A 23,125-nucleotide genomic window follows, 5' to 3' on the forward strand; every position below is an offset into this window, starting at 1 on the left:
GCGCCAGGCGGCTGGCACGCAACAGAATTGACTATCAGGAGCGAATAATGCAACTCAATCCCTCTGAGATCAGCGAGCTGATCAAGAGCCGGATCCAGGGCCTTGAAGCGAGCGCAGACGTTCGCAACCAGGGCACCGTGATCTCCGTGACCGACGGTATCGTGCGTATTCACGGTCTGTCGGAAGTGATGCAGGGCGAAATGCTCGAATTCCCGGGCAACACGTTCGGCCTCGCACTGAACCTCGAGCGCGACTCGGTCGGCGCCGTGATTCTGGGTGAGTACGAGCACATTTCGGAAGGCGACATCGTCAAGACGACGGGCCGCATTCTGGAAGTGCCGGTGGGTCCGGAACTGCTCGGCCGCGTGGTCGACGCACTGGGCAACCCGATCGACGGCAAGGGCCCGATCAATGCCAAGAAGACCGACGCAATCGAAAAGATCGCTCCGGGCGTGATCTGGCGTAAGTCGGTTTCGGAACCGGTCCAGACCGGTCTGAAGTCGATCGATGCGATGGTGCCGGTTGGCCGTGGCCAGCGTGAGCTGATCATCGGCGACCGTCAGTGCGGCAAGACCGCAGTCGCAGTCGACGCGATCATCAACCAGAAGGGCAAGAACCTCTTCTGCATCTACGTTGCGATCGGCCAGAAGGCTTCGTCGATCATGAACGTGGTCCGCAAGCTCGAAGAAACGGGCGCGCTGGAATACACGATCGTCGTCGCGGCTTCGGCGTCGGAATCGGCTGCCATGCAGTACCTGGCACCGTACGCCGGCTGCACGATGGGCGAATACTTCCGCGACCGCGGCCAGGACGCGCTGATCGTTTATGACGACTTGACCAAGCAGGCTTGGGCATACCGTCAGATCTCGCTGCTGCTGCGCCGTCCGCCGGGCCGTGAAGCCTATCCGGGCGACGTGTTCTATCTGCACTCGCGTCTGTTGGAACGTGCTGCTCGCGTCTCGGAAGAGTACGTCGAGAAGTTCACCAACGGTGAAGTGAAGGGCAAGAGCGGTTCGCTGACGGCACTGCCGGTCATTGAAACGCAGGCAGGCGACGTGACCGCGTTCGTTCCGACGAATGTGATCTCGATTACGGACGGCCAGATCTTCCTGGAAACCGACCTCTTCAACGCAGGTATCCGCCCGGCAATTAACGCCGGCGTGTCGGTGTCGCGCGTCGGTGGTGCGGCTCAGACGAAGGTCGTGAAGAAGCTGTCGGGCGGTATCCGTACCGACCTCGCGCAGTATCGTGAGCTGGCGGCGTTCGCGCAGTTCGCATCGGACCTTGACGAAGCAACCCGCAAGCAGCTCGAGCGCGGCCGCCGCGTGACGGAACTGCTGAAGCAGCCGCAATATCAGCCGCTGCAAGTGTGGGAACTGGCTATCTCGCTGTTCGCCGCGAACAACGGTTACCTCGACGATCTGGAAGTGTCGCAAGTGCTGCCGTTCGAAAAGGGCCTGCGCGAATATCTGAAGTCGAGCCACGCTGACCTGGTCAAGCGCATCGAAGACAACAAGGAACTCTCGAAGGACGACGAAGGCCTGCTGCACACGGCTCTCAAAGACTTCAAGAAGTCCGGCGCTTACTGATCCGCGAGTGATCCGCAAGGCATAAACGGACCTTGAAGCGGCGCGGGCTGCATGCGAATGCTCCCGCGCGGCTTCGGTCGCTTTGCATGGGTCCCGGGTGAGCGCCAGCGCAAATCCGGGCCGACAAGGAGCAAGCAATGGCTGGAATGAAGGAAATTCGCGGCAAGATCAAGAGCGTGCAAAACACGCGAAAGATCACGAAAGCGATGGAGATGGTGGCCGCATCGAAGATGCGCCGCGCTCAGGAGCGCATGCGCGCTGCTCGCCCGTATGCCGACAAGGTCCGCGATATCGCTGCACACATGAGCCGTGCGAACCCCGAGTATCGTCACCCGTTCATGGTGTCGAACGAAGGCGCGAAGACGGCGGGCATCATCCTCGTCACGACCGACAAAGGTCTGTGCGGTGGCATGAACACCAACGTGCTGCGTGCGGCGCTGCAGAAGTTCAAGGAACTGGAAGGCCAGGGCAAGATGATCGAGGCAACCGCGATCGGCACCAAGGGTCTGGGTTTCCTGAACCGCTTGCGCGCCAAGGTGGTGTCGAATGTCGTGCATCTGGGCGATACGCCGCACCTTGAAAAGCTGATCGGCGCGGTGAAGGTGCAGCTCGACCTGTACTCGGAAGGCAAGGTTTCGGCGGTGTATCTCGCATACACGCGCTTCGTCAATACGATGAAGCAGGAGCCGGTGATCGAGCAACTGCTGCCGCTCGCGGCAGATCAGTTCGAGCGCAAGGAAGAGCAGGGCGCGACGCCGAGCACCCAGTGGGACTACATCTACGAGCCGGACGCTCAGGCAGTGGTGGACGAACTGCTGGTGCGTTATGTCGAAGCGCTGGTCTATCAGGCCGTCGCGGAAAACATGGCATCGGAGCAATCGGCCCGCATGGTCGCAATGAAGGCCGCTTCGGACAATGCGAAGTCGGTCATCAACGAACTGCAGCTTGTGTACAACAAGAGCCGTCAGGCCGCGATCACGAAAGAACTGTCGGAAATCGTCGGTGGCGCGGCGGCAGTCTGACCTTCAGGTCAGGCACGCCGCTTCGTGTGCGCCCGTGTGGCGCACCGTCTGGGCAACGGTCTGGGCGATCCCATCGAAACAGCGCCTTTGCGCGAGTGAAGAATTGAGTATCTAAAGGAAAAGCGATGAGTACTACTGCTTTGGTAGAAGGCAAGATCGTACAGTGCATCGGCGCGGTGATCGACGTGGAATTCCCGCGTTCGGACATGCCGAAAGTTTACGACGCGCTCATTCTGGAAGGTTCGGAACTGACCCTCGAAGTCCAGCAACAGCTGGGCGACGGCGTCGTCCGTACCATCTGTCTGGGTGCATCGGACGGCCTGCGCCGCGGCACGGTCGTGAAGAACACCGGCAAGCCGATCAGCGTGCCGGTCGGCAAGCCGACGCTCGGCCGTATCATGGACGTGCTGGGTCGTCCGATCGACGAAGCTGGCCCGATCGCAAGCGACAACATGCGCTCGATCCACCAGAAGGCGCCGGCGTTCGACGAACTGTCGCCGTCGACGGAACTGCTCGAAACCGGCATCAAGGTTATCGACCTGATCTGCCCGTTCGCGAAGGGCGGCAAGGTGGGTCTGTTCGGTGGCGCCGGCGTGGGCAAGACCGTGAACATGATGGAACTGATCAACAACATCGCGAAGGAACACGGCGGTTACTCCGTGTTCGCCGGTGTTGGCGAGCGTACCCGCGAAGGGAACGACTTCTATCACGAAATGAAGGACTCGAACGTTCTCGACAAGGTCGCGCTGGTGTACGGCCAGATGAACGAGCCGCCGGGCAACCGTCTGCGCGTCGCGCTGACCGGCCTGACGATGGCCGAGCATTTCCGTGACGAAGGCCTCGACGTGCTGTTCTTCGTCGACAACATCTACCGTTTCACGCTGGCCGGTACCGAAGTGTCGGCACTGCTCGGCCGTATGCCGTCGGCAGTGGGCTATCAGCCGACGCTGGCTGAAGAAATGGGCAAGCTGCAAGAGCGTATTACGTCGACCAAGACCGGTTCGATCACGTCGGTTCAGGCCGTGTACGTCCCTGCGGACGACTTGACCGACCCGTCGCCGGCTACGACGTTCGGCCACCTGGACGCAACCGTCGTGCTGTCGCGTGACATCGCTTCGCTGGGTATCTACCCCGCAGTGGACCCGCTCGACTCGACCTCGCGTCAGATCGACCCGAACGTGATCGGCGAAGAGCACTACTCGATCACGCGCGGCGTGCAGCAAACGCTGCAGCGCTACAAGGAACTGCGCGACATTATCGCGATTCTGGGCATGGACGAACTGGCGCCGGAAGACAAGCTCGCCGTGGCGCGCGCTCGTAAGATCCAGCGTTTCCTGTCGCAGCCGTTCCACGTTGCTGAAGTGTTCACGGGCTCGCCGGGCAAGTACGTTCCGCTGAAGGAAACGATCCGCGGCTTCAAGATGATCGTTGAAGGCGAGTGCGACCACCTGCCGGAACAAGCGTTCTACATGGTCGGCACGATCGACGAAGCCTTCGAAAAGGCCAAGAAGATCCAGTAAAGGCCGGGTGTAACGAAGAAGGCGCTGGCGCGCGTGAGAGCTGCCTCAACGGTGGTTTTCCCCTGGCTGGCGTCTTCACTACGCTAAACCCAGCCTTGCATGCGACGAGAGCCAGGCGCAAGCCGTAACTCTGGTCGCCACAGGAGTCGACACATATGGCAACCATTAAAGTAGACGTCGTCAGCGCGGAAGAGCAGATCTTCTCGGGCCAGGCGAAGTTCGTCGCGCTGCCGGGCGAAGCAGGTGAACTCGGCATTCTGCCGGGCCACACGCCGCTCATCACGCGGATCCGGCCGGGCGCGGTGCGTATTGAAGCTGAAAACGGCGAAGAAGAGTTTGTGTTCGTCGCCGGCGGCATCCTGGAAATCCAGCCGGGCGCAGTGACGGTTCTCGCCGACACGGCCATCCGCGGCAAGGATCTCGACGAAGCCAAGGCCGAAGACGCGCGCAAGCGTGCTGAAGAAGCGCTGCAAAACACGGGCTCGAACCTCGAATACGCGACCGCCCAGGCGGAACTGGCGTACGCGACGGCTCAGCTCGCTGCAATCCAGCGTCTGCGTAAGCTGCGCAGTCAGAATTAAGCAGCCGGTATCAGAGAGAAAGCAGCCCGCGTGGCTGCTTTTTTTTGACCTCGTGTTGACGTTTACGGAAAGGTCAGCGACATTGTGTGTCCGTCATCAGCGGCTTCCACAGACGCCTTCACGGCAGCCCCCGCGGCGCCTCAATCGCGGCCGCACCCAGCCGCCCGCCCGCGCCGATCCGCTGCGGGTAAGACTTGATGCCGGGCTGGCGCGCGCCGGTGGCACAATCGGTTTCGAACTCATTTCAATAGGGCGATCTGCTCACGGAGACAGCACCATGGCAACGCAAGTGTCAGGCGAAGGCGCAATCATCGAGCCGAAAAACGGGCTCTCGTATGTCCGCGGATCGACAGACATTCCGCTGAGCCAGGCGACGATCGGCGAATTTCTGCGAGAGACGGCTGGACGCTTCCCGGACCGGCCCGCTGTGGTGTTCCGCGAGCAGCAAATTCGCTGGACATGGAAGGAGTTCGCCGAAGAAGTCGATGTGCTGGCCGCCGGGTTTCTGGCGCTGGGCATCGCGAAGGGCGACCGCGTCGGGATCTGGTCGCCCAATCGCATCGAATGGCTGCTGACGCAGTTTGCGACCGCGCGCATCGGCGCCGTGCTGGTGAACATCAATCCGGCATACCGGCTGGCGGAGCTCGAGTACGCGCTGAACAAGGTCGGCTGCAAGGCGATTGTCGCGGCGGAGCGTTTCAAGACGTCGATGTATCTGGAAATGCTGCAGCAACTCGCGCCCGAGCTCGCTACACAAGCGCCCGGCCAACTGCGCGCCGCACGCTTGCCGGCCTTGCGCTATGTGATTCGCATGTGCGACACGGACACGCCGGGAATGCTCAGCTTCTCCGACGTGATCGAGCAAGGGCGCGCCACGCTCGACGTGGCCAGGCTCGATGAAATTGGCAACACGCTGTCCTGCCACGAGGCGATCAACATTCAGTTCACCAGCGGCACGACCGGCAATCCGAAGGGCGCGACGCTCACCCATAGCAACGTGGTCAACAACGCGCGCTATATCGCGATGGCCATGAACCTGAGCGAGCACGACGCGCTGTGCATTCCGGTGCCGCTTTATCACTGCTTTGGGATGGTGCTCGCCGTTTTGGCCTGCGTTTCGGTGGGCGCCAACATGGTGTTTCCGGGGGAGGCCTTTGACCCCGCGGCGACGCTCGCTGCCGTCGCCGAGGAGCAGTGCACGGCCTTGCACGGCGTGCCCACTATGTTCATCGCGGAGCTCGACCATCCGAACTTCGCTTCATACGATCTCTCGCGTTTGCGCACGGGCATCATGGCAGGATCGCCCTGTCCTATCGAGACGATGAAAAAGGTCGTCTCCAGAATGCATCTTGGCGAGATCACGATTGCCTACGGCATGACCGAGACAAGCCCGGTGTCGTTTCAGAGTTCGACCACCGATCCGCTCGACAAGCGCACCACGACGGTCGGCCGCATTCAACCGCATCTGGAGGTCAAGATCGTTGATCCGCTCGGCAATATCGTGCCGGTGGGCGAAACAGGCGAGCTTTGCACGCGCGGCTATTCGGTGATGCAGGGCTATTGGGGCGACGAGGAAAAAACCCGCGAGAGCATAGTAGACGGCTGGATGCACACCGGCGATCTGGCGACAATCGACGCCGAAGGCTATTGCAACATCGTCGGCCGTCTGAAGGACATGCTGATTCGCGGTGGCGAGAACATCTATCCGCGGGAGATCGAAGAATTCCTGTTTCGCCACCCGAAGATTCAGAGCGTGCAGGTGTTCGGCGTGCCCGACGCAAAATACGGCGAAGAAGTGTGCGCCTGGGTGGTGCTGCGTTCAGGCGAACAGGCGACAGCGGAGGAAATCCAGCAGTTCTGCCAAGGGCAGATCGCCCACTACAAAGTGCCCAGGTACATCCGCTTCGTCGACGAACTGCCGATGACGGTGACCGGCAAAGTGCAGAAGTTCGTCATGCGCGAGCGCATGATCAACGAACTCAGGCTGCAGGAAGGCAAGACCGCCTGAACCGCGCGGCGAGAGAAAGCCAGAGCGGCACAAATCGACAAACAAAGGGCTGCCCTCAGGCAGCCCTTGTTATTCGCTCGTCTATTTCCGGGACGAAATTCCCACACGGCCAAAACGTCAACTGGCGCCTAATTGCATGTAAAAGATGCCATTTTGCACTGCGCAAACGTTTGGCAAGACGAAAAAAAAGCGGGCCTGGAGCCCGCTAAAAACCACACGCTACGGGGTTAGCGCGAGGAGACCAAAGTAGGAACCGACTGAGACGACGACCCGGCGTCGACTACGGTCCCAGCAGGGATGCCCCTTCACAGGGCTTCGGCATACGCCGACCGGCAAGTGCATCGTATCCGCTCACACCACGCACCCAGCCACATCCGTGTTGAAACCGTTGAGGGCATTGTGGGCGAATTAACTTAGGAGCGCCGTAACAAAGTGTTTCAGGTTGTAACGCCCGCCAGATAAGGCGTTGCGGGATTTATTGCGGAAAGGAAACGTTAAATCCGCAATTTTTACCTATGACTGCGACGCAATTTAATACGCCCGTTTAATGATATTCGCGAAGCATAGCGCCGCATAAACCGTTAAGTCGATTCCGCATGAAATGGTTGCGTCGTCATCTTTCTGACAATAGAGCGCTGCTGTTACAACTGCTTCGCGCGCTGCCGGCTTTTCCCAGTGCAGGTGCAGAAATCCGAATGCGGTGCAACAAATACCGTGCGAATCTCGCTCCGAAGAGGGCCCGTTCACCGCTCGGCGAAAATTCATCTCCGCTAAGCCGATGGCTGTACGCGCCTGCCTGCGTTACACAATGCAGCCGGCGGAGTCCCTCCGCGCAGCTGCGAGTCTGCCGGAGCCCCTCAACGCTTCAGGAATGCCCGCGGCCCGAGGGCTTAGTTCACTTCAACCACTTATCCGACACTGCCTGATATTCGCCGGTGGCTCGCGCCAGGTGAAGCCACTGGTCGACGTATTGCTGGAACACCACATCGCCGCGCGGCAGCAGCCACGCTTTCTCGCCGTACTGGAACGGCTTGTCGGGGTGGACCGAGCAAAGGCCTGGATTAAGCTTTTGCTGCAGCAGGGTTTCCGACGCGTCGGTCACCATGACATCCGCCTTGCCGGCGAGGATCTGCTTGAAGATCGTTACGTTATCAGGATAGACGGTCACGTTCGCGTGCGTGAAGAATTGCTTCGCGAACCGTTCGTTGGTGCCGCCGGGATTCACAATGACGCGCGTGGCGGGCTGGTCAATCTGCGCCACGGTCTGGTATTTGTTGACGTCGTCGCAGCGGACAATCGGCGTCTTGCCGTCGACCATATACGCCTGCGTGAAGAATGCGCGCTTCTGCCGCTCGAGCGTGGGTGACACCCCGCCGACTCCGATGTCGCATCTGGCGACGAAATCGTTCATCAGATTCGACCACGAAGTCTTGATGTACTCCGCCTTGACGCCGAGCGACTTCGCGAGCGACTCCGTCATGTCGATATCGATGCCTTCGAATTGCCCATCCGCCTTGTAAAACGAATATGGCTTGTAGTCCCCGGTGGTACAGGCGCGCAGCGTGCCGCGAGCGAGAATCTCGTCGAGCCGCGACGCCGTTGCTGCCGTGCCGGACGCCTGCGCCTGTGCCGCGCCGCTGTGGATCAGAATGCCCGCCAGCGCGCCGAGCAGTGCGAGTGCAACCTTCTTCATCAAGTCTCCTTGGTGTGCGTTGTTGTGTAAGTTCGTCGGATGATAGCCCGGCAATTCGCCGTTGAACATCGGCCATTCGGCCAGGTTGCCTTAAGGCGCGCGCCTGCGGACAATGAGCCAGAACCTCACGCACTTACCTTATTGCTGGCATCAGCGGAATGAGGCGGGCGCCGTCCGGTAAAATGCCCCTTTGCTCTCAGTCGCACGCAACGTGGCCCATAACCTCCTGAACGACACTTTCCTGCGCGCGCTGCTGCGCCAGCCGACCGACTACACGCCCGTCTGGTTGATGCGGCAAGCTGGCCGCTATTTGCCGGAATACAACGCCACGCGTGCGCGCGCGGGAAGCTTTCTCGGCCTCGCGAAGAATCCGGCGTTCGCAACGGAGGTCACGCTGCAGCCGCTCGAGCGCTATCCGCTCGACGCCGCCATCCTGTTTTCCGACATCCTGACCGTGCCGGACGCCATGGGTCTTGGGCTGGAGTTCGTGGCCGGCGAGGGCCCGACGTTCGCGCGGCCGGTGCGCACTGAAGATGACGTCGCGCGCCTCGCCGTGCCGGACATCGAGGCCGCGTTGGGCTATGTGACCGACGCCGTGCGCGAGATCCGCCGGGCGCTGACCGACGCGCAAGGCCGGCAACGCGTGCCGCTCATCGGCTTTTCCGGCAGCCCGTGGACGTTGGCCTGCTACATGGTGGAAGGCGGCGGCTCCGCGGACTTCCGCACGGTCAAATCCATGCTGTATGCGCGCCCGGACCTGATGCATCGCATCCTCGAAGTCAACGCGAGTTCGGTCGCCGCGTATCTCAATGCACAGATCGAAGCCGGCGCCCAGGCCGTGATGATCTTCGACACGTGGGGCGGTGCACTCGCGGACGGCGCCTATCAGCGCTTCTCGCTGCACTACATTCAGCAGGTCGTGAATCAGTTGAAGCGCGAGCATGACGGCGAGAAGGTGCCCGTCATCACCTTCACGAAGGGCGGCGGTCTCTGGCTCGATGAAATTGCCGAGACGGGTGTCGACGCAGTAGGCCTCGACTGGACCGTCAACCTGCGGAAGGCGCGCGAGCGAGTCGGCGCGAAGGTCGCTTTGCAAGGCAATATCGACCCGTCCGTCCTGTTCGCGCCGCCCGCGTCGATCCGCATGGAGGCGCGTGCGGTGCTCGACGCCTTCGGTAATCACCCCGGGCATGTGTTCAACCTCGGCCACGGCATCTCGCAATTCACGCCGCCGGAGAACGTGGCGGAACTCGTCGACGAAGTGCATCGCCACAGTCGCGCCATCCGCAGCGGCGCGCACGCACCGAAGTGATGTTGCAACTTCTACCGTTTATTGTTGCGCCGCAGCGAACTGGGCTCTTCACCTAAGGGAAACTTCGCGGTACGCGGGCCGTCCACAGGCACTCTTGCAGTTGTCAAGACTTGACTTATACACATTCATCACGTTGCGGCGCGGTAGAACGTTTAGTCGTGTCCGGACCCTTGCACAGTGCGTGCGCATTTGATCTCAGCCTTGTCTGGCAAGGCTTTGACGGCGCCTGCAAGCAATGTGCGGAACCCCACAGAAGGCCGCTGCGTCGCGGTTTCCGGGCCGTCGGAGCGAAGTTCTCAACAAAGTTATCCACAGGCGTATGGGGTCGACAGCAATTGTTCAGCCGAATCCAAAACTTAGCGTCGAAATTGAAGTTTTACTTTAACTTCAGCGGGGCGGGTCAAAGGCCGGCGACGCGGCGAGCCGGCTGCGGCGCTATGACGCGACGCGCCCCCGCGATGACCGAAGCGGCGGCATGACCGGGACGTTTGTGCGCGTCGCATTGGATCACCCGCTGCCGACGCTGTTCGATTACCACTGGAATGCGCCCGAGCCGGCGGGGCCGGGGATGCTCGTCAGCGTGCCGTTCGGCAAGCGCGACGTGGTGGGCCTCGTGTGTGAAGTGGCCGCTCACAGCGAGGTGCCCGCCGATCGCCTGCGGGCCGTGAATGCCGTGTGCACGGCCTGTCCGCCGCTGTCGTCCGAGTGGCTCGCGCTGGCTGCGTTTGCCGCCGACTACTATCAGCGCGGCCTTGGGGAAGTGGCGTTGCCCGCGTTGCCGCAGGCGCTGCGCGACGCCGCGCGCTGGCCGCGTCTGCTGGCCCCGGAAGAACGCTACAGCTTGACGCCGCAAGGCCGCGCTGCGTTGCCGGACGCTTTGCCCGCGCGCGCCACGGCGCTGCGAAACCTCGCCGAGGCGCTCGCCGCGGCAGACTTTCTCCTTGCCGCCGACGCTCGCGCGTTGCACCCCAAAGCCATTGCGACACTCGCCGCATGGCAAGCGGAGGGCTGGGTGGCGCTCGATCTCGTCGATGCTGCCGCAGCCCTGCCCGCCACCACGTCGGGCGCGGCAGAGCCGCAGACGCTGCCCACGCTCACCGGCGAGCAGTCGGCCGCCGTCGAAGCCATTCGCGACGCCCGCGGCTTCGCGCCGTTCCTGCTGCATGGCGTGACGGGCAGCGGCAAAACGGAAGTGTATTTGCGCGCGCTCGCCGCCATTCTCGCGGCCGACGCCACCGCGCAGGCGCTCGTGCTGGTGCCCGAGATCAATCTGACGCCGCAGTTCGAAGCGGCATTCCGCGCCCGCTTCGCGGCGCTCGCCGATACGGCGATCGTCACGCTGCACAGCGGTCTCGCCGAGGGCGAGCGCGCGCGCAACTGGTTCGCGGCGCACGCGTGCCGCGCTCGGATCGTGCTCGGCACGCGTCTCGCGGTGCTCGCGTCGCTGCCGCGGCTCGCTGTCATTGTGGTCGACGAGGAACACGACCCGGCTTACAAGCAGCAGGAAGGCCTGCGTTATTCGGCGCGCGACCTCGCCATCTATCGCGCGAAGCAGCTTGGCTTGCCGGTTGTGCTGGGGTCGGCCACGCCGTCGCTGGAAAGCTGGTGGCAGGCCGAGCAGGGGCGCTACAGACGGCTCACGCTGTCGCGCCGCGCCGTCGCGGACGCAGTGCTCCCCACCGTGCGCCTGATCGATCTCGAGGACGAGCGCCGGCGCGGCCGCGCGTCGATGGAAGGATTGTCGGGTCCGTTGATCGCGGCGCTGAAGACGCGCCTCGAGCGCGGCGAACAGAGTCTCGTGTTTCTGAACCGGCGCGGCTACGCGCCTCAGCTTGCTTGCGATGCCTGCGGCTGGGTCGCCGGTTGCCCGCGTTGCAGCGCCTATGTGGTGCTTCACAAGCCCGAGCGCGCGTTGCGCTGTCATCACTGCGGCTGGGAGTCGCGCATTCCGCGCTCGTGTCCCGACTGCGGCAACGTGGACATCGCGCCGCTCGGCCGCGGCACGCAACGTGTGGAGGAAACGCTGGCGAGCGCGGTGCCGGGCGCGCGCGTGCTCCGTATCGACGCGGACAGCACGCGCCGCAAGGGCAGCGCAGAGGCGCTCTTTTCAGACGTGCACGCCGGCGAAGTCGACATTCTCGTCGGTACCCAGATGATCGCGAAGGGACATGACTTCCAGCGCGTGTCGCTGGTCGGCGTGCTGAACGCGGACACCGCGCTCTTTTCCCACGACTTCCGCGCGAGCGAGCGGCTCTTTGCGCAGCTGATGCAGGTCAGCGGCCGCGCGGGCCGAGCCGGCCTGCCCGGCGAAGTGCTGGTGCAGACGCGCTATCCGCGCCATGCGCTTTATCACGCGCTGGGGCGTCACGATTACGTCGGGTTCGCCAACTCCACGCTCGCCGAGCGGCGCGACGCTCATCTGCCGCCCTTCGTCTATCAGGCGCTGCTGCGCGCCGAGGGCCGCACGCTTGAAGCCGCGCTTGCCTTCCTGCAGCAGGCGGCAGCCGAGCTGGCAGGCATTCCGGCCGCCGAACGCGTGACCGTGTACGACGCGGTGCCGCTCACCATCGTCAAGGTGATGCATGTGCACCGCGCGCAATTGCTGATCGAAAGCGCATCGCGCGCCGCGCTGCAGGCCACGCTGCGCGCGTGGCAGCCGCTCTTGCGCGGCTTGAAGGGCGTGCTGCGCTGGAGCCTGGAAGTCGATCCGCTCGACATCTAGGTCCCGCCCGGCGTATGCAGCCCGTCAGTATCGGGTCAGTACCGGCACCGGCTGCGGGCAGTCCGGGCGCGTGCTCGCACGGTATTCGAATAGCTTGCGGCGGGGGCCGCGACGCGCGTGGCGGTGCGTGTCCCCAGCACGGCCGACGCACGCGAGGCCACGTGAACGCCGCGCACCGCAAGCTGCCGGTAGCGCGCGGAAGATCGATAGTCGCTGGAGCAAAGCATGGTGGATCTCACGATATTCGCCTGTTCACGTTCCCGAGGGCGGTCGTCGACGAGCGCGCACGGAGCGCACATGAAGCTCACCCGCAGCTCTGAAAAGCTCCAAAAAGCTCGCCCCGCTTTACCGAACCGCCGCGTTGCTCAATCGTTCAACGCGGTCTGCGCTTTCCCCGCCGATGCATGTCCCTCGGACGCCTCGCGCTTGTCCGACCGGGCCGTTGCGCCGCGGATAAACAGCACGGCGCACGCTGCGCACATCACCCAGATGCCCAATACGACAAGCCACTTTTCCATTTCGCTGTCCTCAACCCCGTACTGTTGTTGTGCGCGCCTTCACGCCGCGCCCGCTATGACTTCTATAACGGCGCGCCGTCCGGTTTGATAAGGGCTCGGGGCAAAAGAAATGAGGCCAGGGAAAATACCGATCCTTACCGCGGTCCGCGGCGGCGGCGCCACCCGGCGCAAACCCGCGCCACACAAGGGCTGCACGCAGGTGCAACCGATTCTCCGCATCGGTTGCACCTTTTTATTGAGAGGCGTACGATTCGGCCAACTTTTAGTCTTTCACCAGCATTGCGTTGGGTCTCCGAAGAAGGAAACATGGCTAGCACCACCCTTGGCGTCAAGGTCGACGACCTCCTGCGTTCACGGCTGAAAGATGCCGCTACCCGCCTCGAACGCACTCCGCACTGGCTCATCAAGCAGGCGATTTTCGCGTACCTCGAAAAGATCGAGCAGGGCCAATTGCCGCCGGAGTTGTCCGGCGCGGTGGGCTCAGCCGATATGGCAGACGGCGCAGCGGTCGAACACGACGAGGACGGCGCAGCGCATCCGTTTCTCGATTTTGCGCAGAACGTGCAACCGCAATCGGTGTTGCGCGCGGCGATCACGGCGGCCTACCGGCGGCCGGAGCCGGAATGCGTGCCGTTCCTGCTCGAGCAGGCGCGACTGCCGGCGAAGCTCGCGGGCGACGTCGAGGCGCTCGCCGGCAAGCTCGTCGAGACGCTGCGCGGCAAGAGCCGCGGCGGCGGCGTGGAAGGTCTGATCCACGAATTCTCGCTGTCGAGCCAGGAAGGCGTCGCGCTGATGTGTCTCGCCGAAGCGCTGCTGCGCATTCCCGACCGCGCCACCCGTGACGCGCTGATCCGCGACAAGATCAGCAAGGGCGACTGGAAATCGCACGTCGGCCAGGCGCCTTCGCTGTTCGTCAATGCGGCGACCTGGGGCTTGATGATCACCGGCAAGCTGGTCACGACCAATAGCGAGACGAGCCTGTCGTCGGCGCTTACGCGTCTGATCGGCAAGGGCGGCGAGCCGCTCATCCGCAAAGGCGTGGACATGGCGATGCGCCTGATGGGCGAGCAGTTCGTCACGGGCGAGAACATCTCCGAAGCGCTCGCGAACAGCCGCAAGTATGAAGCGCGCGGCTTCCGCTACTCGTACGACATGCTCGGCGAAGCGGCCACCACCGAGGCCGACGCGCAGCGCTACTACGCGTCGTACGAACAGGCCATTCACGCGATCGGCAAGGCGGCCGGCGGCCGCGGCATCTACGAAGGCCCGGGCATCTCGATCAAGCTGTCGGCGCTGCATCCGCGTTACTCGCGCTCGCAGCAGGAACGCACGATGAGCGAGCTGCTGCCGCGTGTGCGTTCGCTTGCGGTCCTCGCGCGCCGCTACGACATCGGCCTGAATATCGACGCTGAAGAAGCCGACCGCCTCGAACTGTCGCTCGATCTGCTCGAAGCACTGTGCTTCGACCCGGAACTGGCCGGCTGGAACGGCATCGGCTTCGTGGTGCAGGCTTATCAGAAGCGCTGCCCGTTCGTGATCGAATACATTGTCGACCTCGCGCGCCGCAGCCGTCACCGCATCATGGTGCGCCTCGTGAAGGGCGCGTACTGGGACACCGAAATCAAGCGCGCGCAAGTGGACGGCCTGGAAGGCTACCCGGTCTACACGCGCAAGGTCTACACCGACGTGTCGTACCTCGCCTGCGCGAAGAAGCTGCTCGGCGCGCCCGACGCGGTGTATCCGCAGTTCGCCACGCACAACGCGCACACGCTCTCGGCGATCTATCACCTCGCGGGCAACAACTACTATCCGGGCCAGTACGAGTTTCAGTGCCTGCACGGCATGGGCGAACCGCTGTACGAAGAGGTGACGGGCCGCGACAAGATGAACCGTCCGTGCCGCGTGTATGCGCCCGTCGGCACGCATGAAACGCTGCTCGCGTACCTCGTGCGGCGTCTGCTGGAAAACGGCGCGAACACGTCGTTCGTGAATCGCATCGCCGATGAAAACGTCGCGATCAAGGACCTGATCGCCGATCCAGTCGACGAGGCGTCGAAGATCGTGCCGCTCGGCGCGCCGCACGCCAAGATTCCGTTGCCGCGCAATCTGTATGGCGCCGAGCGCCTCAATTCGATGGGCCTCGATCTGTCGAACGAGCATCGTCTCGCGTCGCTGTCGTCGGCGTTGCTCGCGAGCGCGAACCATCCGTGGCGCGCCGCGCCCATGCTCGCCGACGATCAGATCGCGCTCGGCAACGCGCGCGACGTGCGCAACCCGGCGGATCATCGCGACCTCGTCGGCACGGTGGTGGAAGCGAGCGCGGAACATGTGAGCGCCGCTCTCGCGCACGCTGTGGCCACCGCGCCCATCTGGCAGGCGACGCCGGTCGAAGCGCGCGCCGATTGCCTCGCGCGCGCCGCCGATCTGCTCGAAGCGCAAATGCATACGCTCATGGGTCTCGTCGTGCGCGAAGCGGGCAAGTCGCTCGCGAACGCGGTGTCGGAAATCCGCGAAGCGATCGACTTTCTGCGCTATTACTCCGCGCAGATCCGCAGCGAGTTTTCGAACGACACGCATCGTCCGCTCGGGCCGGTCGTGTGTATCAGCCCGTGGAACTTCCCGCTCGCGATTTTCATGGGCCAGGTGGCCGCTGCGCTCGCAGCCGGCAACACGGTGCTCGCGAAGCCCGCTGAGCAAACGCCGTTGATCGCCGCGCAAGCCGTGCGCATTCTGCGCGAGGCCGGCGTGCCGGCGGGCGCCGTGCAACTGCTGCCGGGCGACGGCGAAACGGTCGGCGCCGCGCTGGTGGCCGACCCGCGCACGCGTGCCGTGATGTTCACCGGTTCCACGGAAGTCGCGCGCCTGATCAACAAGACGCTCTCGAGCCGTCTCGACCCCGAAGGCAAGCCGATTCCGCTGATCGCCGAAACCGGCGGTCAGAACGCGATGATCGTCGACTCGTCGGCGCTCGCGGAGCAGGTGGTGGCGGACGTGCTGCAGTCGTCGTTCGATTCGGCCGGTCAACGGTGCTCGGCGTTGCGCGTGCTGTGCCTGCAGGACGACGTCGCGGACCGCACGCTCGAAATGCTGACGGGCGCAATGCGTGAGCTGAGCGTTGGCAATCCGGACCGGTTGTCCACCGATGTCGGCCCGGTGATCGACGTGGAAGCGAAGCGCGGCATCGACGCGCATATCGCCGCGATGCGCGAAAAAGGCCGCAAGGTCGAGCAACTGCCGCTGCCGGAAAGCTGCGCACAAGGCACGTTTGTGCCGCCGACGCTGATCGAACTCGACAGCATCGACGAATTGAAGCGCGAAGTGTTCGGCCCGGTGCTGCACGTGGTGCGCTATCGCCGCAGCCAGCTCGACACGCTGCTCGAACAGATCCGCGCCACGGGTTACGGACTGACGCTCGGCATCCATACGCGAATCGACGAAACCATTGCGCACGTGATCAGCCGCGCGCATGTCGGCAACATCTATGTGAACCGCAATGTGATCGGCGCGGTGGTCGGCGTGCAGCCGTTCGGCGGCGAAGGCCTGTCGGGCACGGGTCCGAAGGCCGGCGGCGCGCTGTATCTGCAGCGTCTGCTCGCCACGCGTCCGGCGGGCTTGCCGAAGTCGCTTGCAGCGGCGCTCGTCGCCGATCTCCCGCAAGCTGCGGAAAAGGGCGACAATCCGTCCGCCGCGCTGACGGCGCTGCGCGACTGGCTGATCGCCGAACGCGAGCCGCACCTGGCCGCGCGCTGCGACGGTTATCTGTCGCACATGCCGGCGGGCGCGACGGCGGTGCTGTCCGGACCGACGGGCGAGCGCAACACCTACACGCTCGGCGCACGCGGCACGGTGCTCTGCATTGCGTCGACGGCAAGCGGCGCGCGCATGCAGTTGGCGGCCGCGCTGGCTACGGGAAATCGTGCGCTGTTCGAAGGCGCTGCCGGTGAACAATTGGTGGCGCAGTTGCCCGCGTCGCTCAAGCCGTATGCGAGCGTGCGCAAGAATGCCGACACACCGTTCGACGCCGTGCTCTTCGAAGGCGACAGCGACGAACTGCTGACGCTCGTGAAGGAAGTGGCGAAGCGCCCGGGCCCGATCGTGTCGGTGCAAGGCGCCGCGTCGCGCGCGCTGGAGAACGGCGACGAAGACTACGCGCTCGAGCGTCTGCTGACGGAACGCTCGGTCAGCGTGAACACGGCCGCGGCCGGCGGCAATGCGAATTTGATGACGATCGGCTGAGCGAACCTCACCGATTCAAGCGGTCATTAAAACGGAAGCGGTAACGGCGATCCCGGAAGCCGCTCCATCCACACCTGGTACCAAGGAGAAGATATGCAACACAAGATGAAACAGCTGGCAGGCGCAGCGCTGGTTGCGGCGATGTCGGTGGCGGGGACGGCCAACGCTCAATCCACGGAAGACGTGAAGATCGGCTTTGCCGGTCCGATGACGGGCGCACAGGCGCACTACGGCAAGGACTTCCAGAACGGCATCACGCTGGCGGTGGAAGACATGAACGCGACGAAGCCGGTGATCGGCGGCAAGCCGGTGCGCTTCGTGCTCGACGCAGCCGACGACCAGGCCGACCCGCGCACCGGCACGACCGTTGCGCAGAAGCTGGTGGACGACGGCATCAAAGGCATGCTCGGCCACTTCAACTCGGGCACGACGATCCCGGCATCGCGCATCTACGCGAACGCGGGCATTCCCGAAATCGCCATGGCGACGGCGCCTGAATACACGCAACAAGGTTTCAAGACCACGTTCCGCATGATGACGTCCGACACGCAGCAAGGTTCGGTCGCCGGCGCGTTCGCGGTGAAGTCCCTGGGCGTAAAGAAGATCGTGATCATCGACGACCGCACGGCATATGGCCAGGGTCTTGCCGATCAGTTCGAGAAGGCGGCGAAGGCGGCGGGCGGTTCGATCGTCGATCGTGAATACACGAACGACAAGGCAGTCGACTTCAAGTCGATTCTGACCAAGGTGAAGTCGGTCAATCCGGACCTGATCTACTACGGCGGCGCGGATTCGCAGGCAGCGCCGATGGTCAAGCAGATGAAGGCGCTCGGCATCAAGGCGCCGCTGATGGGCGGCGAAATGGTCCACACGCCGACCTTCATCCAGATTGCGGGCGACGCGGCGAACGGCACGGTGGCCTCGCTCGCCGGCCTGCCGCTGGAAGAAATGCCGGGCGGCAAGGACTACGTCGCAAAGTACAAGAAGCGCTTCAACGAAGACGTGCAAACGTACTCGCCGTACGCCTACGACGGCGCGATGGCCATGTTTGCCGCCATGAAGAAAGCGAACTCGACGGACCCGGCCAAGTACCTGCCGCTGCTCGCGAAGACGTCGATGCCGGCGGTGACGTCGTCGAATCTGTCGTACGACGCCAAGGGCGACCTGAAGAACGGCGGCATCACGCTGTACAAGGTTGTCGACGGCAAGTGGACGACGCTGCAAAGCGTGGGCGGCAAGTAAGCTGATTTTGCAGCTTGTTTGACGTCGTCAAGGACCCCGCTTCGGCGGGGTTTTTTTATGGGCTTTTGCAGAGTTGCTGCTTTTCACTCGCCCTCACTCCCCCCTCAACTTCCTCCCCTGCTCCCGAATCTGTTCCAGTGTCGCGCCGGGCGTACTCGCCTCCTGCGGCATGCGGATCTCGATCAACGCGGCGCGCTTAGCCTCCAGTGAACGCCGCAACGCCGGCAGAAATTCTTCGGTGCGTTCAACCGTCTCGCCATGCGCGCCGAACGACCGCGCGAACGCCGCGAAGTCGGGATTGGTGAGCCCTGTGCCATGCACGCGATGCGGATAATGCCGCTCCTGATGCATGCGGATCGTGCCGAACTGACTGTTGTTCACGACGATGAAAAGCACATGCAGATCGTATTGCATCGCCGTCGCCAGTTCCTGTGCGGCCATCATGAAGCAGCCGTCTCCGGCGAGCGCCACAACCGCTCGCTGCGGATACAGCGACTTCGCGGCGATCGCGGCCGGCACGCCGTAGCCCATCGCGCCGCTGGTCGGCGCCAGCTGCGAACGGTACTGACGATACGAAAAGTGCCGATGCAGCCACGTCGCGTAATTGCCCGCGCCGTTCGTGAGAATCGCGTCGTCAGGAAGTTGCGCGCGCAACTGTTGAATGACTTCGCCCATCTGCACATCGCCGGGAATGGGGCGCGGCTCGCGCCACGCCAGATACGCGCGATGCGCCTCTTGCGCCGCGCCCGTCCACGGCAGCGGGCCAACTGACGGCTGCAAAGCCGCAAGCGCCGCCGCGAGTTCCGGCATGCCGGAGACGATCGGCAAATCGGCGGCATACACGCGTCCGAGCTCTTCCGCACCTTGATGCACGTGAACGAGGGTCTGCTTCGTCTTCGGAATGTCGAGCAACGTGTAGCCGTTCGTCGTGGCCTCGCCGAGTCGCGGCCCGAGCGCGAGCAACAGGTCCGCATCGCGGATGCGCTGCGCAAGCGCCGGGTTGATGCCGAGGCCGACGTCGCCGGCATAGTTCGGATGCTCGTTATTCAGCGTGTCCTGATAGCGGAACGCAAGGCCAATCGGCAATTGCCAGTTTTCGACGAAGCGTTGCAGATCCGCGCAGGCGGCCGACGTCCAGCCGCTGCCGCCCGCGATCACCATGGCCCGTTGCGCGCGCACAAGTAGATCGCGCAACTTGTCCATCTGCGCCGCCGACGGCGACGCGGCCACGCGCTGATAAGCGGGCGCGCCGGGCACGGCGTCGCACGCGTCGCTCAGCACATCTTCGGGCAAGGACAGCACGACCGGCCCCGGCCGCCCGGAAGTCGCCGTGTGAAATGCGTGGCTCAAATACTCGGGAATGCGCTTCGGATCGTCGATCTGCGCGACCCACTTCGCCATTTGCCCGAACATGCGCCGATAGTCGATCTCCTGAAACGCCTCGCGGTCCAGATGCTCGCGCGCGCATTGGCCGATCAGCAGAATCATCGGCGTGGAGTCCTGAAACGCGGTATGCACGCCGATGGACGCATGCGTGGCGCCGGGTCCTCGCGTAACGAGCGCGACGCCCGGACGGCCGGTCAGCTTGCCCACCGCTTCGGCCATGTTGGCGGCCGCGGCTTCATGACGGCAGACAATCGTCTGAATGCGTCCGGTTTCGTCGTGCAGCGAATCGAGCACCGCGAGAAAGCTCTCGCCGGGTACGCAGAAAACACGTTCGACGCCGTGCGTGAGCAAGGCATCGACCACGAGGCGCGCGCCCGTGGTTCGAGCGGCGGCAGAATCGGAAACGGGAGCATTCGGCTGCGACATCGCGATGAAGCCTCCAGGCTGTGAGTGCATGAGTGCGGTCGGATGCCGGATCGACTGCGAAGTAGGCCGACCGGCGCTTTGACAGCTTACGCCGACAGGGCGTGCAGTGTCACGGCGCAGCGCAATGCATGATCACGCGGAAGACGCCGGTCGGCGCTCGCGTACCTGAAAGCGCGGGCCCGAGAGCCCGCGTTCGCATGCGCCGCACAATCATCCGGGCGCCGTCAAGCCGCTGTCAAGCCATCGCCAGACGAACAGCGAATCGTCAGCACTCGACGATATTCACCGCCAGGCCGCCGCGCGACGTTTCCTTATACTTTGTCTTCATATCGGCGCCGGTCTCGCGCATCGTCTTGATGACGGAATCGAGCGACACGTAGTGGCTGCCGTCGCCGCGCAGCGCCATGCGCGCCGCGTTGACCGCTTTCACCGATGCCATTGCATTGCGTTCGATGCACGGAATCTGCACCATGCCGCCGACCGGATCGCACGTGAGCCCGAGGTTATGCTCCATGCCGATCTCGGCTGCGTTTTCGACCTGCTTGGGCGTGCCGCCCATGACCGCAGCCAGCGCGCCTGCCGCCATCGAGCATGCCACGCCCACTTCGCCCTGACATCCCACTTCCGCGCCGGAAATGGACGCGTTCAGCTTGTACAGAATGCCGATGGCCGCAGCCGTCATCAGAAAGTCGATCACGCCCTGCTCGTTCGCGCCGGGCATGAAGCGCGTGTAGTAATGCAGCACGGCTGGAATGATGCCGGCCGCGCCGTTGGTCGGCGCGGTGACGACGCGCCCGCCCGCGGCGTTTTCCTCATTGACGGCAATCGCGTACAGATTGATCCAGTCGACCATGGAAAGCGGATCGCGCAAAGCCAGTTCCGGGTTGCCCGACAGCGCGCGATACAGCTGCGGCGCGCGGCGCTTCACCTGGAACGGACCGGGCAGATTGCCGTCGGCATCCGGATTGTTGATGCCGCAGCCGCGCGACACACACGACTGCATGACCTCCCAGATCTTCAGCAGGCCCGCGCGCGTTTCCTCTTCGGTGTGCCAGGCCCGCTCGTTGTCCCACATCAATTGCGCGATGCTTTTACCGGTCGATTCGCACAGCGCGAGCAACTCGTTGCCGGTGCGAAACGAATGCGGCAGTTGATCCACGGCGCTGAGCACTTTGGTGTTCGGCGCGCCGGCCGTGACAACGAAGCCGCCGCCCACGGACAAATACGTCGACTCGCGCAACGTGTCGCCTTGCGCGTCGAACGCGCGCAGCTTCAGGCCGTTCGGGTGTTCGGGCAGCGCCTGCCGATAGAAAGAAATGTGATCCTTCTGCACGAACGGCACCTCGTGCGTGCCGAGCAACGCGAGCTTGCGCGTGGTGCGGACCGCTTCGAGCCGCTGCGCAATCGTGTCGGGATTCACGGTGTCGGGCGCGTCGCCCATCAGGCCGAGCATCACGCCGCGGTCCGTGCCGTGCCCTTTGCCCGTTGCGCCGAGCGAGCCGTACAAATCCACCTTTACTGACGCGGTGTTCACGAGCAGCCCGTCGCGTTCGAGCCCTTGCGCGAACATCAGCGCCGCGCGCATCGGCCCGACCGTATGCGAGCTTGACGGACCGATGCCGATTTTGAAGAGATCGAACACACTGACTGCCATTGACTGCTCCTGCTGATGAAGTGTTGGTTTAGCGCGCCGGCATCGGCAAACACACGGCGAGCCATGCCGGCGGCGTCGCTGCGAGTTGCAGCGCGATCGGCGTATAGCGTCCGTCGAGACGCGCCGCCAGGTGAAACAGTTCCGCCGCGTTCTTCGGATCCCACTGGCCCGAATAGCCGGGCAAGCCGGCTTCGCGACGTTTTGCGTCGAACGCGACGCTCGAATGCACGAACTCCTCATGCGTCTTGCTGCCGTTCGCATACGGCGCGAGCCAGTTGAGCGCGGCTTGCAGCGACGCGCCGTTCGCGCCCTTTTCCGGCAGCCAGTTGCGGTTGTGGCGGCGGGCGGCGAGCGCGGCGGTCACGAGCGGCTGCAGATCGTACGTGACGTAGTGCAGCGCGTCACGTTCGGCGAAATCGATGGTCGATCCATCCGGCTCGACGTTGTCGCCCACATGCTCGACAAAGAGACGCTGCGCCGCGTTGATCATCTTGCGGTTGTCGAGCGTGAAGGCGGCCATTGCTATCAGTTTGATCCGGTGGCTCTGCCAGTTGTTCCGGTAATTGCCTTTCAGCGGACGCGGCTGCGCGTCGATTTGTGCGATATAGCCGTTGGCGAGTTTGGTGAGAAACGCCATCGACGCGTTGCGCGTTTTCACCGGCAGCGCGCTCGCGGTCATGTCATACGCGAGAATCAGGCCTTCGAAATGCGTTTCGTCGATGGGATTGAAGCTCGGCTGGTAGGTCGTGACCCACGCGTACAGCAAGCGGTCGACGAGCTTCAGATAGCGGTCGTCGCTGGTGGCGCGCCACGCGAGCGCGGCGTCGCGCAGCAACGCGAGGTCCTTCTCCGCTTCCACGCTCTGATCGTAGATGCCCTCGTGCGGCAGCGTGCCTTCGGTGTGCAGCCTCGCCTGCGCATGAGGCGGGTCGTTCAGATGCGCCTGCACATTGCTCACCAAAGCCTTCACGCCAGGATCGGCGTTGGTGCGCTCGCTGGTTTGCCACGCGGGGGCCGCGCAGAAATTCATCGCGGCTTGCGCATACCGCAGCGGCAGCAGCACGGCGGCGCCGGCAAAGAGCCAGCCGCACGCTTGCCGCCGCATGTGCACTCGCATTGCTTCGGCCGGGCTTTGCATCAATCGCACCTTTCGCACCATGCGAAACTCCTCGTTGGGCTGATTCGGTGTGAGATGTTAGCCGTTTGCGGCGTGAAG

The 23,125-nt window shown here is 63.7% G+C and carries 14 protein-coding genes; 9 read left to right on the plus strand and 5 right to left on the minus strand.

Annotated elements, in window-relative coordinates; translation table 11 throughout:
- The first annotated feature begins 47 nt into the window (after nt 1–47).
- The 5 genes from atpA to ACEN8U_RS14005 all read left to right on the plus strand — a co-directional run bounded on the left by atpA (nt 48) and on the right by ACEN8U_RS14005 (nt 6,720).
- Nucleotides 48–1,589, plus strand: a complete 1,542-nt coding sequence (gene atpA / locus ACEN8U_RS13985; RefSeq protein WP_015004083.1) for a F0F1 ATP synthase subunit alpha — start codon at nt 48–50, stop codon at nt 1,587–1,589.
- Nucleotides 1,590–1,726: 137 nt separating this feature from the next.
- Nucleotides 1,727–2,611: a F0F1 ATP synthase subunit gamma gene (gene atpG / locus ACEN8U_RS13990; RefSeq protein ID WP_310104490.1), complete on the plus strand. Its 885-nt coding sequence runs from the start codon at nt 1,727–1,729 to the stop codon at nt 2,609–2,611.
- Nucleotides 2,612–2,736: 125 nt separating this feature from the next.
- Nucleotides 2,737–4,131 (plus strand): F0F1 ATP synthase subunit beta, encoded by a 1,395-nt coding sequence (atpD, locus tag ACEN8U_RS13995; protein ID WP_013340936.1) that lies wholly within the window; start codon nt 2,737–2,739, stop codon nt 4,129–4,131.
- Nucleotides 4,132–4,286: 155 nt separating this feature from the next.
- The gene (locus ACEN8U_RS14000) at nt 4,287–4,712 is read left to right on the plus strand and encodes a F0F1 ATP synthase subunit epsilon (protein ID WP_013340935.1); all 426 of its coding nucleotides are present in this window, start codon (nt 4,287–4,289) and stop codon (nt 4,710–4,712) included.
- 277 nt (nt 4,713–4,989) lie between these two features.
- Nucleotides 4,990–6,720, plus strand: coding sequence for an AMP-binding protein (locus ACEN8U_RS14005; RefSeq protein WP_015004080.1), 1,731 nt, complete (start codon nt 4,990–4,992; stop codon nt 6,718–6,720).
- 895 nt (nt 6,721–7,615) lie between these two features.
- Here ACEN8U_RS14005 and ACEN8U_RS14010 read toward each other — a convergent pair.
- Complete coding sequence (locus ACEN8U_RS14010) at nt 7,616–8,413, minus strand: transporter substrate-binding domain-containing protein (protein WP_041746419.1); 798 nt, start codon at nt 8,411–8,413, stop codon at nt 7,616–7,618.
- Between the two features lie 211 nt (nt 8,414–8,624).
- Between ACEN8U_RS14010 and hemE the strand changes: the two genes are divergently transcribed.
- Both hemE and ACEN8U_RS14020 read left to right on the plus strand, forming a co-directional pair.
- Nucleotides 8,625–9,725: a uroporphyrinogen decarboxylase gene (hemE, locus tag ACEN8U_RS14015; RefSeq protein ID WP_310104484.1), complete on the plus strand. Its 1,101-nt coding sequence runs from the start codon at nt 8,625–8,627 to the stop codon at nt 9,723–9,725.
- 475 nt (nt 9,726–10,200) lie between these two features.
- On the plus strand, nt 10,201–12,447 hold the full coding sequence (locus ACEN8U_RS14020) for a primosomal protein N' (protein ID WP_310104481.1): 2,247 nt from the start codon (nt 10,201–10,203) through the stop codon (nt 12,445–12,447).
- A gap of 365 nt (nt 12,448–12,812) precedes the next feature.
- Here the strand turns inward: ACEN8U_RS14020 and ACEN8U_RS14025 are convergent, their stop codons facing one another.
- On the minus strand, nt 12,813–12,965 hold the full coding sequence (locus tag ACEN8U_RS14025; RefSeq protein WP_167330881.1) for a hypothetical protein: 153 nt from the start codon (nt 12,963–12,965) through the stop codon (nt 12,813–12,815).
- 306 nt (nt 12,966–13,271) lie between these two features.
- Here ACEN8U_RS14025 and putA point away from each other — a divergent pair, with 306 nt between their 5' ends.
- Together putA and ACEN8U_RS14035 are read left to right on the plus strand one after the other, a co-directional pair.
- The gene (gene putA / locus ACEN8U_RS14030) at nt 13,272–17,201 is read left to right on the plus strand and encodes a trifunctional transcriptional regulator/proline dehydrogenase/L-glutamate gamma-semialdehyde dehydrogenase (protein WP_310104478.1); all 3,930 of its coding nucleotides are present in this window, start codon (nt 13,272–13,274) and stop codon (nt 17,199–17,201) included.
- A 93-nt stretch (nt 17,202–17,294) separates the two neighbouring features.
- Complete coding sequence (locus ACEN8U_RS14035) at nt 17,295–18,443, plus strand: branched-chain amino acid ABC transporter substrate-binding protein (RefSeq protein WP_013590047.1); 1,149 nt, start codon at nt 17,295–17,297, stop codon at nt 18,441–18,443.
- A 93-nt stretch (nt 18,444–18,536) separates the two neighbouring features.
- Here the strand turns inward: ACEN8U_RS14035 and ACEN8U_RS14040 are convergent, their stop codons facing one another.
- From ACEN8U_RS14040 to ACEN8U_RS14050, 3 genes are all read right to left on the minus strand, one after another.
- The gene (locus ACEN8U_RS14040; protein WP_310104473.1) at nt 18,537–20,255 is read right to left on the minus strand and encodes a thiamine pyrophosphate-binding protein; all 1,719 of its coding nucleotides are present in this window, start codon (nt 20,253–20,255) and stop codon (nt 18,537–18,539) included.
- A 265-nt stretch (nt 20,256–20,520) separates the two neighbouring features.
- The gene (locus ACEN8U_RS14045) at nt 20,521–21,909 is read right to left on the minus strand and encodes an L-serine ammonia-lyase (protein ID WP_015004074.1); all 1,389 of its coding nucleotides are present in this window, start codon (nt 21,907–21,909) and stop codon (nt 20,521–20,523) included.
- Nucleotides 21,910–21,937: 28 nt separating this feature from the next.
- Complete coding sequence (locus tag ACEN8U_RS14050; RefSeq protein WP_310104469.1) at nt 21,938–23,068, minus strand: alginate lyase family protein; 1,131 nt, start codon at nt 23,066–23,068, stop codon at nt 21,938–21,940.
- Nucleotides 23,069–23,125: the final 57 nt, after the last annotated feature.

The sequence above is a fragment of the Paraburkholderia phenoliruptrix genome (assembly GCF_047325075.1).
Classification (GTDB): Bacteria; Pseudomonadota; Gammaproteobacteria; order Burkholderiales; family Burkholderiaceae; genus Paraburkholderia; species Paraburkholderia phenoliruptrix.